The sequence below is a fragment of the Dechloromonas sp. H13 genome (assembly GCF_009469615.1).
GTDB lineage: Bacteria > Pseudomonadota > Gammaproteobacteria > Burkholderiales > Rhodocyclaceae > Azonexus.
This window is the reverse complement of sequence record NZ_SSXX01000008.1, coordinates 40,470-53,442: the sequence shown is the minus strand read 5'-3', so window position 1 is coordinate 53,442 and position 12,973 is coordinate 40,470. Positions and strand designations below refer to the sequence as shown.

The window sequence follows — 12,973 nt, the reverse complement described above, 5'->3', positions numbered from 1 at the left end:
AGGATCACCATGTCCCAAGCTGTCCGCCACAGTCGCCTGATCATTCTCGGCTCCGGCCCTGCCGGTTATACCGCCGCCGTCTATGCCGCCCGCGCCAATCTGAAACCGCTGCTGATCACCGGTCTCGCCCAGGGCGGCCAGCTGATGACGACGACCGACGTCGACAACTGGCCGGCCGACGCCGACGGCGTCCAGGGTCCGGAACTGATGGCTCGCTTCGAAGCCCATGCCCGCCGTTTCGACACCGAGATCATCTTCGATCACATCCATACAACGCAACTGACGCAGAAGCCGTTTACGCTGACCGGCGATGCCGGCACCTATACCTGCGACGCGCTGATCATCGCCACCGGCGCTTCGGCCCAGTACCTCGGCCTGCCTTCCGAAGAGAAATTCTCCGGCAAGGGAGTTTCCGCCTGCGCCACCTGCGACGGTTTCTTCTACCGCAACAAGGCGGTCGCCGTCATCGGCGGCGGCAACACCGCAGTCGAGGAAGCGCTCTACCTGGCCAATATCGCCAGCCATGTCACCCTGGTCCACCGCCGCGACAGCTTCAAGGCCGAAAAGATATTGCAGGACAAGCTGTTCGAGAGGGAAAAGGCCGGCAAGGTCACGATCCTGCGGAATTACACGCTGGACGAAGTGCTCGGCGACGATTCCGGCGTGACCGGCATGCGCATCAGGAGCAAGCAGGACGGCACGACGCGCGACGTCGACGTGTTTGGCGTCTTCATCGCCATCGGCCACAAGCCCAACACCGACATCTTCGCCGGCCAGCTGGAAATGGACGGCGGCTACATCGTGACCCAGGCCGGCCGCGCCGGCAATGCGACGCAGACCAGCATCCCCGGCATCTTCGCTGCCGGCGACGTGCAGGACCACGTCTATCGCCAGGCCTGCACCTCGGCCGGGACCGGCTGCATGGCGGCGCTCGACGCCGAACGCTACCTCGACCAGCTCGCCTAGGGCGGCGTGAGCGACGCGGACGATCTTGCAGCCTTTCGGGCGGCAGTGGCGGATGCCAGGCCACTGCCGGCATCGGGGCGCGTGCATCTCGGCGGCCCGATGCCGCCGCCGCGTCCCCTGCAACATCTGGCCGACGAGCAGGCGGCGTTGCACGAAAGCCTGCACGGCCCCCTCACCTTGCAGGACCGCCTGGAAGGCGGCGATGAACCGACCTTCCTGCGTCCGGGACTGGCGCACGGCGTCCTGCGCGACCTGCGGCGCGGTCGCTGGGTCATCCAGGACGAAATCGACCTGCACGGCCTGAACCGCGAGGAGGCGCGCGCCCTGCTCGCCACCTTTCTTGCCGGGTCGCTGAAGCACGGGGTGCGCTGCGTGCGCATCGTTCACGGCAAGGGGCTGGGGTCGCCCGGAAAGCAGGCCGTGTTGCGCCGCCTGGTACGCGGCTGGCTGATGCAGCGGGATGAAATTCTGGCCTACTGCCAGGCCAAACCGCAGGACGGCGGCGAGGGCGCGGTCGTCGTGCTGTTGCGCGCCCAACGGAAATCGGGCACCGCGCGCTGAGCGACGACGCCCTGCAGTATCATTCCTGCCGATTCATGAATTCGCGCTTGAAGAGCTCGGGGTCGTCGACCCAGTCCCACGCCGTTCCCGGCGAGTTGTTCGGGGTCAACCCGAGCGCGCCATGGGTCGTGGCAAGACGGAAGATTTCCAGCGCCACATCGTGCGGAAAGCCCTTACGCCCTGGACGCTTGGTGACCATCAGATCGGCCAGGTAGGCATCCAGCCCGGCCTTCCCCCACAACCCGACGACCTGCTCGAGAATGCGCGGGAACTGCTGCTCGATCTGAACCGGATAGATGTCGGACTGCGGCCCGAGCAATTCGAGTAGCTTGGCCCTGAGGGCGGGAATATCGAAGTTTTCCTGGCCGTCGTCCATGGCGATCTCCTCCGGGTCAGATTGCCGCTTCGTCGGTTTCGCCGGTCCGGATGCGCACCACCTGCTCGACCGGCATCACGAAAATCTTGCCGTCGCCGATCTTGCCGGTGCGGGCCGCCTTGATGATGGCTTCGATGGCGGCATCGGCATGCGCGGAATTGACGACGATCTCGATCTTGATCTTGGGCAGAAAGTCGACGACGTACTCGGCGCCGCGGTAAAGCTCCGTATGCCCCTTCTGGCGCCCGAAACCCTTGACCTCGGTGACCGTCAGGCCGGTGATGCCGACTTCCGACAGCGCCTCGCGGACTTCGTCGAGTTTGAACGGCTTGATGATGGCTTCGATTTTTTTCATTTTCTCTTCCTCTTCCTTCGGTGTCTCAGAATTCGTCTTGATAACGGTTGGTAATAGGATACCGCCAATCCTTGCCGAAGCCACGCGGCGTGATGCGGATGCCGACCGGCGCCTGCCGGCGCTTGTATTCGGCGATGCGCAACAGGCGCACGACGCGGCGCACCGCCTCCTCCGGCAGGCCGGCGGCGATGATCTCGCGCGGACTGCGGTCTTCTTCCATGTAGGCACGGACGATGGCGTCGAGGATCTCGTAGGGCGGCAGCGAATCCTGGTCGGTCTGGTCGGGTTTCAGTTCGGCCGATGGCGGCCGGACGATGATGTTTTCCGGGATTACCGGCGACAGCGTGTTGCGGTAGCGCGACAGGCGATAGACCAGCGTCTTGTAGACATCCTTGATCACGGCAAAACCGCCCGCCATGTCGCCGTACAGCGTGCAGTAGCCGACGGCCATTTCCGATTTGTTGCCGGTGGTCAGCACCAGCGCGCCGGTCTTGTTGGACAGCGCCATCAGGATGTTGCCGCGGATGCGCGCCTGGATATTCTCTTCGGTGGTGTCGGCCGGCAGGCCGGCGAACAGCGGATCGAGCATGGCCGCATAGGTCTGCATCGCCGGTGCGATAGGGATTTCGTCGTAGCGAACGCCAAGCGTCGCGATCATGGCGCGCGAATCGTCCAGGCTCATCTGCGCAGTGTAGGGCGAAGGCATCATCACCGCCCGCACTTTTGCCGCCCCCAGCGCGTCGACCGCAACACACAGGGTCAGCGCCGAGTCGATGCCGCCCGAGAGGCCGATGATCGCGCCCTTGAAACCGCTCTTGCCGATATAGTCGCGGACACCGAGGACCAGCGCCTGATAGGCTTCGGATTCGAGCGAGAGCTCCTCGGCCAGGTCATCCGAGCGCAGGCGGCCGGCATCATAATCGACGATCCCCAGCGCCTCCGTAAATTGTGGCAGCCGCATGCGGCAAGTGCCCTGGGCATCGAGCGCGAAGGAAGCGCCGTCGAAAACGAGTTCGTCCTGGCCACCAACTAGGTTGGCGTAGATGGCGGGAATACCGGTCGCGGCGATCCGTTCGCCAAGCACCTGCGCACGCTGTTGATGCTTTTCGAGATGGCAGGGCGAGGCATTGAGGACGAGCAGCAGTTCCGCCCCGGCAGCCTGCGCCAGTTCGGCGGCGCCGGCTTCCCAGATGTCGGCGCAGATGTTGATGCCGCAGCGCACGCCACCGAGCGTCACGACGCAGGCGTCGCTGCCGGCGTCGAAATAGCGCTTTTCGTCGAAAACTTCGTAATTGGGCAGGCGAATCTTGCGGTAGACCGCCTTTTTCTGGCCATTTTCAATGACCGTGGCCGCGTTGTAGCGGCTTCCCTCATATTCTTCCGGATGACCGACGACGAGGGCAATGCCCGCGACCCGGCCCGCCAGATCATCGAGTGCCTGGCTGCAGGCCCGGTAGAAATCCGGGCGCAGCAACAGGTCTTCCGGCGGGTAGCCGCACAACGCCAGTTCCGGCGTCAGCAGCACCTGCGCGCCGCGCGCCTTGGCTTGCGCGGCACATTCGACGATACGTTCGACGTTGCCCGTCAGGTCACCGACGGTGGCGTTGAATTGGGCAACGGCGATCCGCAGCATGACAGATTAGTAGTTCGGCTTGTCCTTGGCGTCGTTGAAACGCTGGATGCCGGTTATGATTTCATTCCTGGCGGCGTCGATGCCTTCCCAGCCGTTGACCTTGACCCACTTGCCCGGTTCGAGATCCTTGTAGCGCTCGAAGAAGTGGGCAATCTGCTTGCGCAGCAATTCCGGCATGTCTTCGAAGGACTTGACGTCCTTGTACAGCGGGGTCAGCTTGTCGACCGGCACCGCCAGCAGCTTGGCATCGTCACCGCCTTCGTCGGTCATCGACAACTGGCCGAGCGGGCGGCAGCGGACGACGACGCCGGGCGGCAGGGAGAACGGTGCAACGACCAGCACGTCGACCGGATCGCCGTCGCCGGCGATGGTGTGCGGGATGTAGCCGTAGTTGCAGGGATAGTGCATCGAGGTGGACATGAAGCGATCGACGAAAATCGCGCCGCTTTCCTTGTCGACTTCATACTTGACCGGCTCGGAATGCGCGGAAATCTCGATGATGACGTTGAAATCGTCGGGAAGGGACTTGCCGGAAGGAACGTTGTTAAGGGCCATCGTTGTCTCTCTGCAGTATGTGGTTTGAGAACTGGTGATTATAACGCCGTGCTACCGGGAGTCAGCCCCAGGCAGCGATAAACTCTTGCCAGTGCGGCGCGCCTATCCTGGCGAGCTGCGCCTTGACGAACCCGGCTTCGGCCACCTCTTCTTCTGCCGTCAGTTCGCCGCGCAGGCGGCGGAAGCGGTTGTAAACCAGGTAGGTGTTGATGACGTCGGTTTCGCAGTAGTCGCGAATTTCGGCGCTCTGGCCGGCCTGCCAGGCTTCCCAGACCTTGCCTCCGTCCATGCCGAGCTTGCCGGGAAAGCCGAAGAGCTTGGCCAGGTCGTCGAGCGGCGCATTGGCGCGGGCATTATAGAGCGCCAGCAAGTCCATCAGGTCGAGGTGACGGGTGTGGTAACGACTGATGTAATTGTTCCACTTGAAGTCGCGGGAATCAGCGTAGTCGCCATCGCCCATATCCCAGTAGCGCGGCGCCGCGACGCCATGCAGCATGCCGCGATAGTGCAGTACCGGCAGGTCGAAACCGCTGCCGTTCCACGAGACGATCTGCGGCGTGAATTTCTCGATGCCGTCAAAAAAGCGCTGGATGATGGCACCTTCGCCAAGATCGGGCTCGGACAGTGACCAGACATTGAGGCCCTCGCTGGTGCGCAGAACGCAGGAGATGGTGACGACACGCTGCAGGTGCAACTGCAGGAAGTCGTTGCCGGTCCTGGCCCGCCGTTGCTGGAAGGCGAGTTCGGCGACTTCTCCATCGGAAAGCTCGCCCGGCAGGTCGTTCAGGCGGCGCAGGCCGGCGATATCGGGAATCGTCTCAATATCGAAGACCAGTACCGGTTTCATGCCGGGAAAACGCCCGTCGACAGATAACGGTCGCCGCGATCGCAGACGATGGTGACGATGACTGCGTTTTCCAGTTCCTGTGACAGGCGCAGGGCCACGACCAGTGCGCCTCCCGAGGAGATGCCAGCGAAGATGCCCTCTTCCATGGCCAGCCGCCGCGTCATCGCCTCGGCATCGGCCTGGCTGACGTTCTCGACGCGGTCGACCCGGCTGCGGTCGAAAATTTTCGGCAGGTAGGCTTCCGGCCACTTGCGGATGCCGGGGATCTGGCTGCCCTCTTCCGGCTGGCAGCCGACGATCTGGATCGCCGGGTTCTGTGTCTTGAGAAAGGCCGAGGTGCCCATGATGGTACCGGTCGTGCCCATACTGGAGACAAAATGGGTGATCTTGCCTTCGGTGTCGCGCCAGATTTCCGGGCCGGTGCCTTCGAGGTGGGCGAGCGGGTTGTCCGGGTTGGCGAACTGATCGAGGATGATGCCCTTGCCTTCGTCGCGCATTTTCTCGGCGACATCACGGCACAGTTCCATGCCGCCATCCTTGGGTGTCAGCACCAGTTCGGCGCCGAAGGCGCGCATCGTTTGCCGGCGTTCGATGCTCTGATTTTCCGGCATGACCAGGATCATCCGGTAGCCCTTCATGGCCGCCGCCATGGCCAGCGCGATACCGGTGTTGCCGGAGGTCGCCTCGATCAGCGTGTCGCCGGGCTTGATGTCGCCGCGCGCTTCGGCATGGACGATCATCGACAGCGCCGGGCGGTCCTTGACCGAACCGGCCGGGTTGTTGCCTTCCAGCTTGGCAAGGATGACGTTGCCGCGTTTTTCGTTTTCGGCGCCGGGGATGCGCACCAGCCGCACCAGCGGCGTGTTTCCGACAAAATCCTGCAGGGTTTTATACATTTTTATGGAGCCACTCGATGTATTGGGAGACGCCCTCCTCGACCGTCGCCATCGGCGCATCGTAGCCAGCCGCACGCAGTTTGGTCAGATCACCCTGAGTGAATGCCTGGTACTTGCCCTTCAGTGCCTCGGGGAAGGCGATATATTCGAGCAAACCCTGTGCCCGCAATTCTTCCAGCGTCAGCGGCGCTTCGTTTTTTGCCCTTCTACAGCCGTTGACCGCAGCAACCGCGACATCGTTGAAACTCTGCGCCCGGCCGGAACCGAGGTTGAAGATGCCGGATTTTTCGGGATGGTCGAGGAAGAAGAGATTGACCTTGGCAACATCGCCGACGAAAACGAAATCCCGTTGCTGGCTGCCATCCGGATAGCCGTGCGAACCCTCGAACAGCTTGACCTTGCCCTCGGCGCGGAACTGGTTGAAGTTGTGGAAGGCGACCGAGGCCATGCGCCCCTTGTGCGTTTCGCGCGGACCATAGACATTGAAGTAGCGGAAGCCGACGATCTGCGACGACGGATTCTGCGCCAGGCGCTGGCGGACGATCTGGTCGAACAGGAACTTGGAGTAGCCGTAAACATTGAGCGGCCCTTCGTACTGGCGCTCTTCCTTGAAGACGCTGCTGCCGCCGTAGGTCGCTGCCGACGAGGCGTAGAGGAACTGGACGTCCTGGTCGAGGCACCAGTCGAGCAGGATCATCGAATAGCGATAGTTGTTCTCCATCATGTAGTGGCCATCGCTCTCCATGGTGTCGGAGCAGGCACCTTCATGAAAGATGGCATCGATCTCGCCGTCGAAGTGGCCGGCCTGGATGCGCTCGATGAAATCGCGCTTGTCGAGGTAATCGACGATGTCGCAGTCGATCAGGTTGCGGAACTTGTCGGCCTTGGTCAGGTTGTCGACGGCGATGATGTTCCTCACCCCGCGCTCGTTCAGGGCCTTGACGATGTTGGAACCGATAAATCCGGCGGCGCCGGTGACGACGATGTACATGGCTATTCCTTACAGGGCAGCGGCGAGTTCTTCGCGGGTAACGACGGCGGTACCCAATTTGCCGACGACGATGCCGGCGGCGACGTTGGCGACGCGGATGGCTTCGGCCCAGTCGGCACCGGCGGCGAGCATGACGGCGAGCGTGGCGATCACTGTATCGCCGGCACCGGAGACATCGAAGACTTCGCGGGCCTGCGCCGGCTGGTGATGAATACCGTCGTCGGCAAAAAGGGTCATGCCTTCCTCGCTGCGTGTCACGAGCAGGGCTTCGAGTCCGAGTTCGCTGCGCAATTTCTGCGCCTTGGCGAGCAGTTCGTCCTCCGATGACCAGCGGCCGACCACTTCGCGTAGCTCGGAGCGGTTCGGCGTGATCACCGTCGCCCCGGCATACTTGCCCCATTCATCGCCCTTAGGGTCGACCAGAACCAGTTTGTCTTGGGCGCGGGCGATGCGGATCATTTCAGAAATATGCGTCAAGCCGCCCTTGCCATAGTCGGAAAGGATGACGACATCGGCCTGGGCGACGCGACTCTCGAAATCGGCGAGCTTGGCCTGCAGGATTTCGTGCGATGGCGGCGTCTCGAAATCGATGCGCAACAGCTGTTGCTGGCGGCCGATCACGCGCAGCTTGACGATGGTATCGATGTCGCGGTCGACATGCAGGCTGGCATCGATTTGCCCGTCTTCGAGCAAGCGGCCGAGCATCCGCCCCGCCTCGTCGTCGCCGACGACCGAGAGCAAGGCCGACACGGCGCCCAGCGAAGCGGCATTGCGCGCCACGTTGGCGGCACCACCCAGGCGCTCTTCCTGGCGCTCGACCTTGACCACCGGCACTGGCGCCTCCGGCGAAATCCGGCTTACCTCGCCAAACCAGTAGCGATCGAGCATGACGTCGCCGACCACCAGCAGGCGCACGTTCCTGACCTTGTCCAGCATGCGCTCAGCGCCCGATGGCGAAGTATTCGATACCGAGGCTACGCACGAACTTCGGATCGTAGAGGTTGCGGCCGTCGAAGATCACCGGGTTCTTCAAGGTCTGCTTGATCGCTTCGAAATCCGGGCTGCGGAACTCTTTCCACTCAGTGGCAATCACCAGGGCATCGGCATTGTCGAGCGCCCCCATCGGGTTCTCGGCATACTTCAGGCGCGGCTCGTCGCGGAAGATGCGCTGCGTCTCGTGCATGGCGACCGGGTCGTAGGCAGTGACAGTAGCACCGGCGGCGAAGAGGTCGGCGATCAGTTCCCGGCTCGGGGCATCGCGCATATCATCGGTATTGGGCTTGAAGGCCAGACCCCAGAGGGCGAAGTGCTTGCCCTTGAGGTCGCCGAAGCGGGCCTTGAGCTTCCCGGTCAGGATGTGCTTCTGGGCATCATTCGCTTCCTCGACGGCGGTCAGCACCTTGAGGGTGATACCGGCGTCGTCGGCGGCGGTCTTGATCAGCGCCTTGACGTCCTTCGGGAAGCAGGAACCACCGTAGCCGCAGCCCGGGTAGAGGAAGTGGTAGCCGATGCGCGGATCGGAGCCGATACCCTGGCGAACCATTTCGATGTCGGCGCCGAGCACTTCGGCCAGGTTGGCGAGTTCGTTCATGAAGCTGATACGGGTGGCCAGCATGGCGTTGGCGGCGTACTTGGTCAGTTCGGCGCTCTTGACGTCGGTGATGATCAGGCGTTCGTGATTGCGCTGGAACGGGGCGTAGAGCGCGCGCATCAGGTGGATGGCCTGCTCGTCCTCGGCACCGACGACGATGCGGTCGGGACGCATGAAGTCCTCGACGGCGGCGCCTTCCTTGAGGAACTCGGGGTTGGAAACGACGCTGTAGGGTGTGTCGATGCCACGCTTCGCAAGTTCTTCGGCGACGGCGGCCTTGACCTTGGCGGCTGTTCCGACCGGGACGGTGCTCTTGTCGACGATGACCTTGTAGTCGGTCATCAGGCGGCCGATGTTGCGGGCGGCGGCGAGGACGTATTGCAGGTCGGCCGAACCATCTTCGTCAGGCGGGGTGCCGACGGCGATGAACTGGATGGTGCCGTGCTGGACGGCTCTTTCGATGTCGGTCGTGAAATGCAGCCGGCCGGCGGCGACGTTGCGCCGGACCATTTCCTGCAGGCCCGGTTCGTAGATGGGAATGCCGCCTTCTTCAAGAATGCGGATCTTCTCGGGATCGACGTCCAGACAGAGGACATCGTTGCCCACTTCCGCCAGACAGGTGCCACTGACCAGACCGACGTAGCCGGTACCGACAACGGTAATTTTCATGAGTATTTCCTACAAGGTTTGATCGAATTCTTCGCTGCGGCGCGGCGGATAGGTTTCCCAGCCGCCGCAGGCCGGGCAGCGCCAATAGAACTGGCGCGCCTTGAAACCGCAATTATCGCACCGATAGCGCGACAGGCGCTTGGTGTAGCCTTGGATAATGGTTTTCGCCAGTTCCACATCCGGCCTGATTTCCGGTGCGGCGAGCGGCAGACGGGCGCTCATCAGTTTTTCCAGCCCGAGCAGCGTCGGGTTGCGCTGCAGTTCATCGCGGACCAGGCGATAGGCCGCCTCGTTGCCCTCGCCTTCGAGGATCAGCTGATAGACGACATCGAGAAGATCAAGCGAGGGATAACGTTCGAGATAGCCGCGCAGCAGGGCAATGCCTTCGTCGCGCTGCGCCAGCTTGCGGTAGGTTTCCAGCAGGCGCTGGGCAACCAGCGCCAGGTAGGCCGGGTCCTGCTGTTCGATACGCTGCCATGCCTCGATGGCACCCGGCAGATTGCCTTCCTGCAGCAACAGATCGCCCTGCAACAAGCTGGCCCGCACGCACTTGCGGTTTTGCTGCATGGCCGCTTCAAGATGAACGCGTGCGCTGTCCGGGCGCGAGCGCATGATCTCGCCGGCGGCCAGTTCGCAGTAAAACTCGGCGACCTCCTGCTGCGAAGCGACATCCGGCAGTTCGCGGGCCAGTTCGATCGCCTTCTGCCATTCCTTTTCGACCTGGTAAATCTCCAGCAGATTGCGCTTGGCTTCGTCTTCGAGAGCAGTGCCGACCAGCTTGTTGAAAATTTCCTCGGCGCGGTCGAGCAGGCCGGATTTCAGGAAATCCTGCCCCAGTTCGGAGAGGGCGTGCAGGCGAACGCCGTCGTCCAGATCGGGGCGGTCGATGAGATTCTGGTGCATGCGGATGGCGCGGTCGGTCTCGCCACGCCGGCGAAACAGGTTGCCGAGCGCGAAGTGCAGCTCGACCGTCTGCGAATCGACCTTCGCCACTTCGAGAAAGGAGTCGATGGCCTTGTCCGGCTGCTCGTTGAGCAAGAAGTTGAGCCCCTGAAAATAGGAGCGCGGCAAGGCGCGCGATTCATGGACCACCTGCCGCATGTCGACACGCGCGGCAGCCCAGCCGAGCCCGAAGAACAACGGGATCAGCAACAGTTGCCAGTATTCGAAAAGTTCGTTCATGCCAGCGGTGGCGGCTCGGCGGGTGTCGGAGGCAAAGCGGGCTTCGCCGCCTGGCGCTTGAGGCGCGCGATTTCACGCCTCTGGCGGTAGATGACACCGACCAGCGACAACGCGCCGAGAATGGCACCGCCGCAGAAAAATGCCAGAAGAATGATCACCAGCGGCGCTTCCCAAGCGTAATCCAGTATGAAGCGCAACATCGCCGGCTGCGTGTTGCGCAAGGCAAACAGCAGCAGAAACGAAAAGATGATGAGCCTGACGGCCCAGGTCAATGCGGTCATGACATCCAAGAAAAAGGGGCAGTGAAATTCACTGCCCCGAATCTACCACAATGCGCCTGAACCGGCGTCAGATCGACTGATCGACCCGTTCGCGCAGTTCTTTCCCGGCCTTGAAGTGGGGAACCCACTTGGACGGCACACTGACCTTTTCCCCCGACTTGGGGTTGCGGCCGGTGCGCGGCGGCCGGTAGTTGAGCGCAAAGCTGCCGAATCCGCGAATCTCGATGCGATCCCCGCGCACCAGCGCTTCGGACATCGCATCGAGGATCATCTTGACCGCGAAATCAGCATCCTTCGCCACCAGCTGGGGAAAACGCTCCGCCAGCCGGGCGATGAGCTCGGACTTGGTCATGCTTTGCCTTATCAGCCTTGCTGGTTGAGCTTGGCCTTGAGCAGGGCACCCAGGTTGGTCGTACCGGAAGCAGCAGCGGAAGACTCGGCAGACAACTTCTGCATCGCTTCGTGCTGTTCGGCACTGTCCTTGGCCTTGATCGACAGGTTGATGCCGCGGGTCTTGCGATCCACGTTGATGATCATGGCTTCGACTTCGTCACCCACCTTAAGGTGTTGCGACAGGTCGTCGATACGATCACGCGAGAACTCGGAAGCACGCAGGTAGCCTTCATTTTCGCCGTCCAAGGTCAGGACCGCGCCGCGTGCATCAACCGACTTGACGGTAGCGCGCACGATGCTGTTCTTCTCGTGGGTGGCGATGAAGTTGGTGTAGGGGTCGCCTTCCATCTGCTTGATGCCGAGGGAGATGCGTTCCTTCTCGACGTCGATGCCAAGCACCAGGGCTTCGACTTCGTCGCCCTTCTTGAAGTTGCGGATAGCTTCTTCGCCGGTCGCCGACCAGGACAGATCGGACAGGTGAACCAGACCATCGATGCCGCCAGGCAGGCCGATGAAGATACCGAAGTCGGTGATCGACTTGATGGCGCCACGAACCTTGTCACCCTTCTTGTGGTTCATCGCGAAGTCGTCCCACGGATTTGGCTTGCACTGCTTCATGCCGAGGGAGATGCGGCGACGCTCTTCGTCGATCTCGAGGATCATGACTTCGACTTCGTCGCCCAGCGAGACGACCTTGGACGGATGGACGTTCTTGTTGGTCCAGTCCATTTCGGAAACGTGCACCAGACCTTCGATGCCTTGCTCGATTTCAACGAATGAACCGTAATCGGTCAGGTTGGTGACCTTGCCGAACAGGCGGGTGCCGGCCGGGTAGCGGCGGGCGATACCGACCCACGGATCGTCGCCCAGCTGCTTCATGCCCAGGGAGACGCGGTTCTTCTCGGCGTCGAACTTGAGGATCTTGGCGGTGACTTCGTCGCCAACGTTGAGCACTTCGCTCGGGTGACGGACACGGCGCCAAGCCAGGTCGGTGATGTGCAGCAGGCCATCGATGCCGCCCAGGTCGACAAATGCGCCGTAGTCGGTGATGTTCTTGACGATACCCTTGACGACGGTGCCTTCCTTGAGGTTCTCGAGCAGCTTTTCGCGATCCTTGTCGGCGGTGGCTTCGAGCACGGCACGACGGGACATCACGACGTTGTTGCGCTTGCGATCGAGCTTGATGACCTTGAATTCGAGGGTCTTGCCTTCGTACGGGGTGGTGTCCTTGACCGGACGCATGTCGACCAGCGAGCCCGGCAGGAAGGCGCGGACGCCGTTCGACATGACGGTGAGGCCGCCCTTGACCTTGCCGGTGATGGTGCCGGTGACCAGGGAGTTGTTGTTCAGGGCTTCTTCCAGGAAGTTCCAGGCGGCGATGCGCTTGGCGCGATCGCGGGACAGGCGCGTGGCGCCGTAGCCGTCTTCCAGCATTTCGATGGCAACCTGGACGAAATCGCCCACCTTGACTTCGATTTCGCCCTGATCATTCAGGAATTCTTCGAGCGGAACATAGGATTCCGATTTCAGGCCGGCATTGACCACGACGAAATTGTGATCGATGAGCACCACTTCTGCAGTGATGACTTCGCCTTGACGCATTTCCTGGCGAGCCAGGGATTCTTCAAACAGTTGAGCAAAAGATTCCATTACGGAGAGAACTTTCATGCCACGGAT

General features: G+C 62.1%; 15 protein-coding genes. 2 read left to right on the top strand and 13 right to left on the bottom strand.

Annotation, left to right across the window (positions count from 1 at the left end; all coding sequences use genetic code 11):
- The first annotated feature begins 9 nt into the window (after nucleotides 1–9).
- A complete protein-coding gene (trxB, locus tag GH660_RS15450) occupies nucleotides 10–966 on the top strand; it encodes a thioredoxin-disulfide reductase (RefSeq protein WP_153147589.1) in 957 nt (318 codons plus the stop codon).
- Nucleotides 967–972: 6 nt separating this feature from the next.
- Nucleotides 973–1,527: a Smr/MutS family protein gene (locus GH660_RS15445; protein WP_228276523.1), complete on the top strand. Its 555-nt coding sequence runs from the start codon at nucleotides 973–975 to the stop codon at nucleotides 1,525–1,527.
- 19 nt (nucleotides 1,528–1,546) lie between these two features.
- On the opposite strand, the gene GH660_RS15440 is transcribed toward GH660_RS15445, so the two are convergent.
- From GH660_RS15440 to rpsA, 13 genes are all read right to left on the bottom strand, one after another.
- Nucleotides 1,547–1,903, bottom strand: coding sequence for a hypothetical protein (locus GH660_RS15440; protein WP_153147588.1), 357 nt, complete (start codon nucleotides 1,901–1,903; stop codon nucleotides 1,547–1,549).
- A gap of 16 nt (nucleotides 1,904–1,919) precedes the next feature.
- Nucleotides 1,920–2,258, bottom strand: a complete 339-nt coding sequence (locus GH660_RS15435) for a P-II family nitrogen regulator (RefSeq protein ID WP_153147587.1) — start codon at nucleotides 2,256–2,258, stop codon at nucleotides 1,920–1,922.
- A 25-nt stretch (nucleotides 2,259–2,283) separates the two neighbouring features.
- Entirely contained in the window at nucleotides 2,284–3,891 is a 1,608-nt protein-coding gene (locus GH660_RS15430) for an NAD+ synthase (protein WP_153147586.1), read from the bottom strand.
- Between the two features lie 6 nt (nucleotides 3,892–3,897).
- On the bottom strand, nucleotides 3,898–4,446 hold the full coding sequence (gene ppa, locus GH660_RS15425; RefSeq protein ID WP_153147585.1) for an inorganic diphosphatase: 549 nt from the start codon (nucleotides 4,444–4,446) through the stop codon (nucleotides 3,898–3,900).
- A 61-nt stretch (nucleotides 4,447–4,507) separates the two neighbouring features.
- Nucleotides 4,508–5,293 (bottom strand): 3'-5' exonuclease, encoded by a 786-nt coding sequence (locus GH660_RS15420; RefSeq protein ID WP_153147584.1) that lies wholly within the window; start codon nucleotides 5,291–5,293, stop codon nucleotides 4,508–4,510.
- Nucleotides 5,290–6,189, bottom strand: coding sequence for a cysteine synthase CysM (gene cysM, locus GH660_RS15415; protein ID WP_153147583.1), 900 nt, complete (start codon nucleotides 6,187–6,189; stop codon nucleotides 5,290–5,292). The genes GH660_RS15420 and cysM overlap by 4 nt, the downstream gene beginning before the upstream one ends.
- A complete protein-coding gene (gene rfaD, locus GH660_RS15410; RefSeq protein WP_153147582.1) occupies nucleotides 6,182–7,180 on the bottom strand; it encodes an ADP-glyceromanno-heptose 6-epimerase in 999 nt (332 codons plus the stop codon). Before rfaD ends, cysM begins: the two co-directional genes overlap by 8 nt.
- Before the next feature lie 9 nt (nucleotides 7,181–7,189).
- On the bottom strand, nucleotides 7,190–8,116 hold the full coding sequence (rfaE1, locus tag GH660_RS15405) for a D-glycero-beta-D-manno-heptose-7-phosphate kinase (RefSeq protein ID WP_153147581.1): 927 nt from the start codon (nucleotides 8,114–8,116) through the stop codon (nucleotides 7,190–7,192).
- Nucleotides 8,117–8,120: 4 nt separating this feature from the next.
- On the bottom strand, nucleotides 8,121–9,440 hold the full coding sequence (locus GH660_RS15400; protein ID WP_153147580.1) for a UDP-glucose/GDP-mannose dehydrogenase family protein: 1,320 nt from the start codon (nucleotides 9,438–9,440) through the stop codon (nucleotides 8,121–8,123).
- A gap of 9 nt (nucleotides 9,441–9,449) precedes the next feature.
- Complete coding sequence (gene lapB, locus GH660_RS15395; protein ID WP_153147579.1) at nucleotides 9,450–10,622, bottom strand: lipopolysaccharide assembly protein LapB; 1,173 nt, start codon at nucleotides 10,620–10,622, stop codon at nucleotides 9,450–9,452.
- Nucleotides 10,619–10,903, bottom strand: coding sequence for a lipopolysaccharide assembly LapA domain-containing protein (locus tag GH660_RS15390; RefSeq protein WP_228276522.1), 285 nt, complete (start codon nucleotides 10,901–10,903; stop codon nucleotides 10,619–10,621). Before GH660_RS15390 ends, lapB begins: the two co-directional genes overlap by 4 nt.
- A gap of 67 nt (nucleotides 10,904–10,970) precedes the next feature.
- On the bottom strand, nucleotides 10,971–11,255 hold the full coding sequence (locus GH660_RS15385) for an integration host factor subunit beta (RefSeq protein WP_153147577.1): 285 nt from the start codon (nucleotides 11,253–11,255) through the stop codon (nucleotides 10,971–10,973).
- Nucleotides 11,256–11,266: 11 nt separating this feature from the next.
- A complete protein-coding gene (gene rpsA / locus GH660_RS15380) occupies nucleotides 11,267–12,964 on the bottom strand; it encodes a 30S ribosomal protein S1 (protein ID WP_368666121.1) in 1,698 nt (565 codons plus the stop codon).
- Nucleotides 12,965–12,973 lie beyond the last annotated feature (9 nt).

Coding starts and splice junctions, on each gene's coding strand:
- trxB (WP_153147589.1), top strand. CDS start 10: ATGTCCCAAGCTGTCCGCCACAGTCGCCTGATCATTCTCGGCTCCGGC.
- GH660_RS15440 (WP_153147588.1), bottom strand. CDS start 1,903: ATGGACGACGGCCAGGAAAACTTCGATATTCCCGCCCTCAGGGCCAAG.
- GH660_RS15435 (WP_153147587.1), bottom strand. CDS start 2,258: ATGAAAAAAATCGAAGCCATCATCAAGCCGTTCAAACTCGACGAAGTC.
- GH660_RS15430 (WP_153147586.1), bottom strand. CDS start 3,891: ATGCTGCGGATCGCCGTTGCCCAATTCAACGCCACCGTCGGTGACCTG.
- ppa (WP_153147585.1), bottom strand. CDS start 4,446: ATGGCCCTTAACAACGTTCCTTCCGGCAAGTCCCTTCCCGACGATTTC.
- GH660_RS15420 (WP_153147584.1), bottom strand. CDS start 5,293: ATGAAACCGGTACTGGTCTTCGATATTGAGACGATTCCCGATATCGCC.
- cysM (WP_153147583.1), bottom strand. CDS start 6,189: ATGTATAAAACCCTGCAGGATTTTGTCGGAAACACGCCGCTGGTGCGG.
- rfaD (WP_153147582.1), bottom strand. CDS start 7,180: ATGTACATCGTCGTCACCGGCGCCGCCGGATTTATCGGTTCCAACATC.
- rfaE1 (WP_153147581.1), bottom strand. CDS start 8,116: ATGCTGGACAAGGTCAGGAACGTGCGCCTGCTGGTGGTCGGCGACGTC.
- GH660_RS15400 (WP_153147580.1), bottom strand. CDS start 9,440: ATGAAAATTACCGTTGTCGGTACCGGCTACGTCGGTCTGGTCAGTGGC.
- lapB (WP_153147579.1), bottom strand. CDS start 10,622: ATGAACGAACTTTTCGAATACTGGCAACTGTTGCTGATCCCGTTGTTC.
- GH660_RS15390 (WP_228276522.1), bottom strand. CDS start 10,903: ATGACCGCATTGACCTGGGCCGTCAGGCTCATCATCTTTTCGTTTCTG.
- GH660_RS15385 (WP_153147577.1), bottom strand. CDS start 11,255: ATGACCAAGTCCGAGCTCATCGCCCGGCTGGCGGAGCGTTTTCCCCAG.
- rpsA (WP_368666121.1), bottom strand. CDS start 12,964: ATGAAAGTTCTCTCCGTAATGGAATCTTTTGCTCAACTGTTTGAAGAA.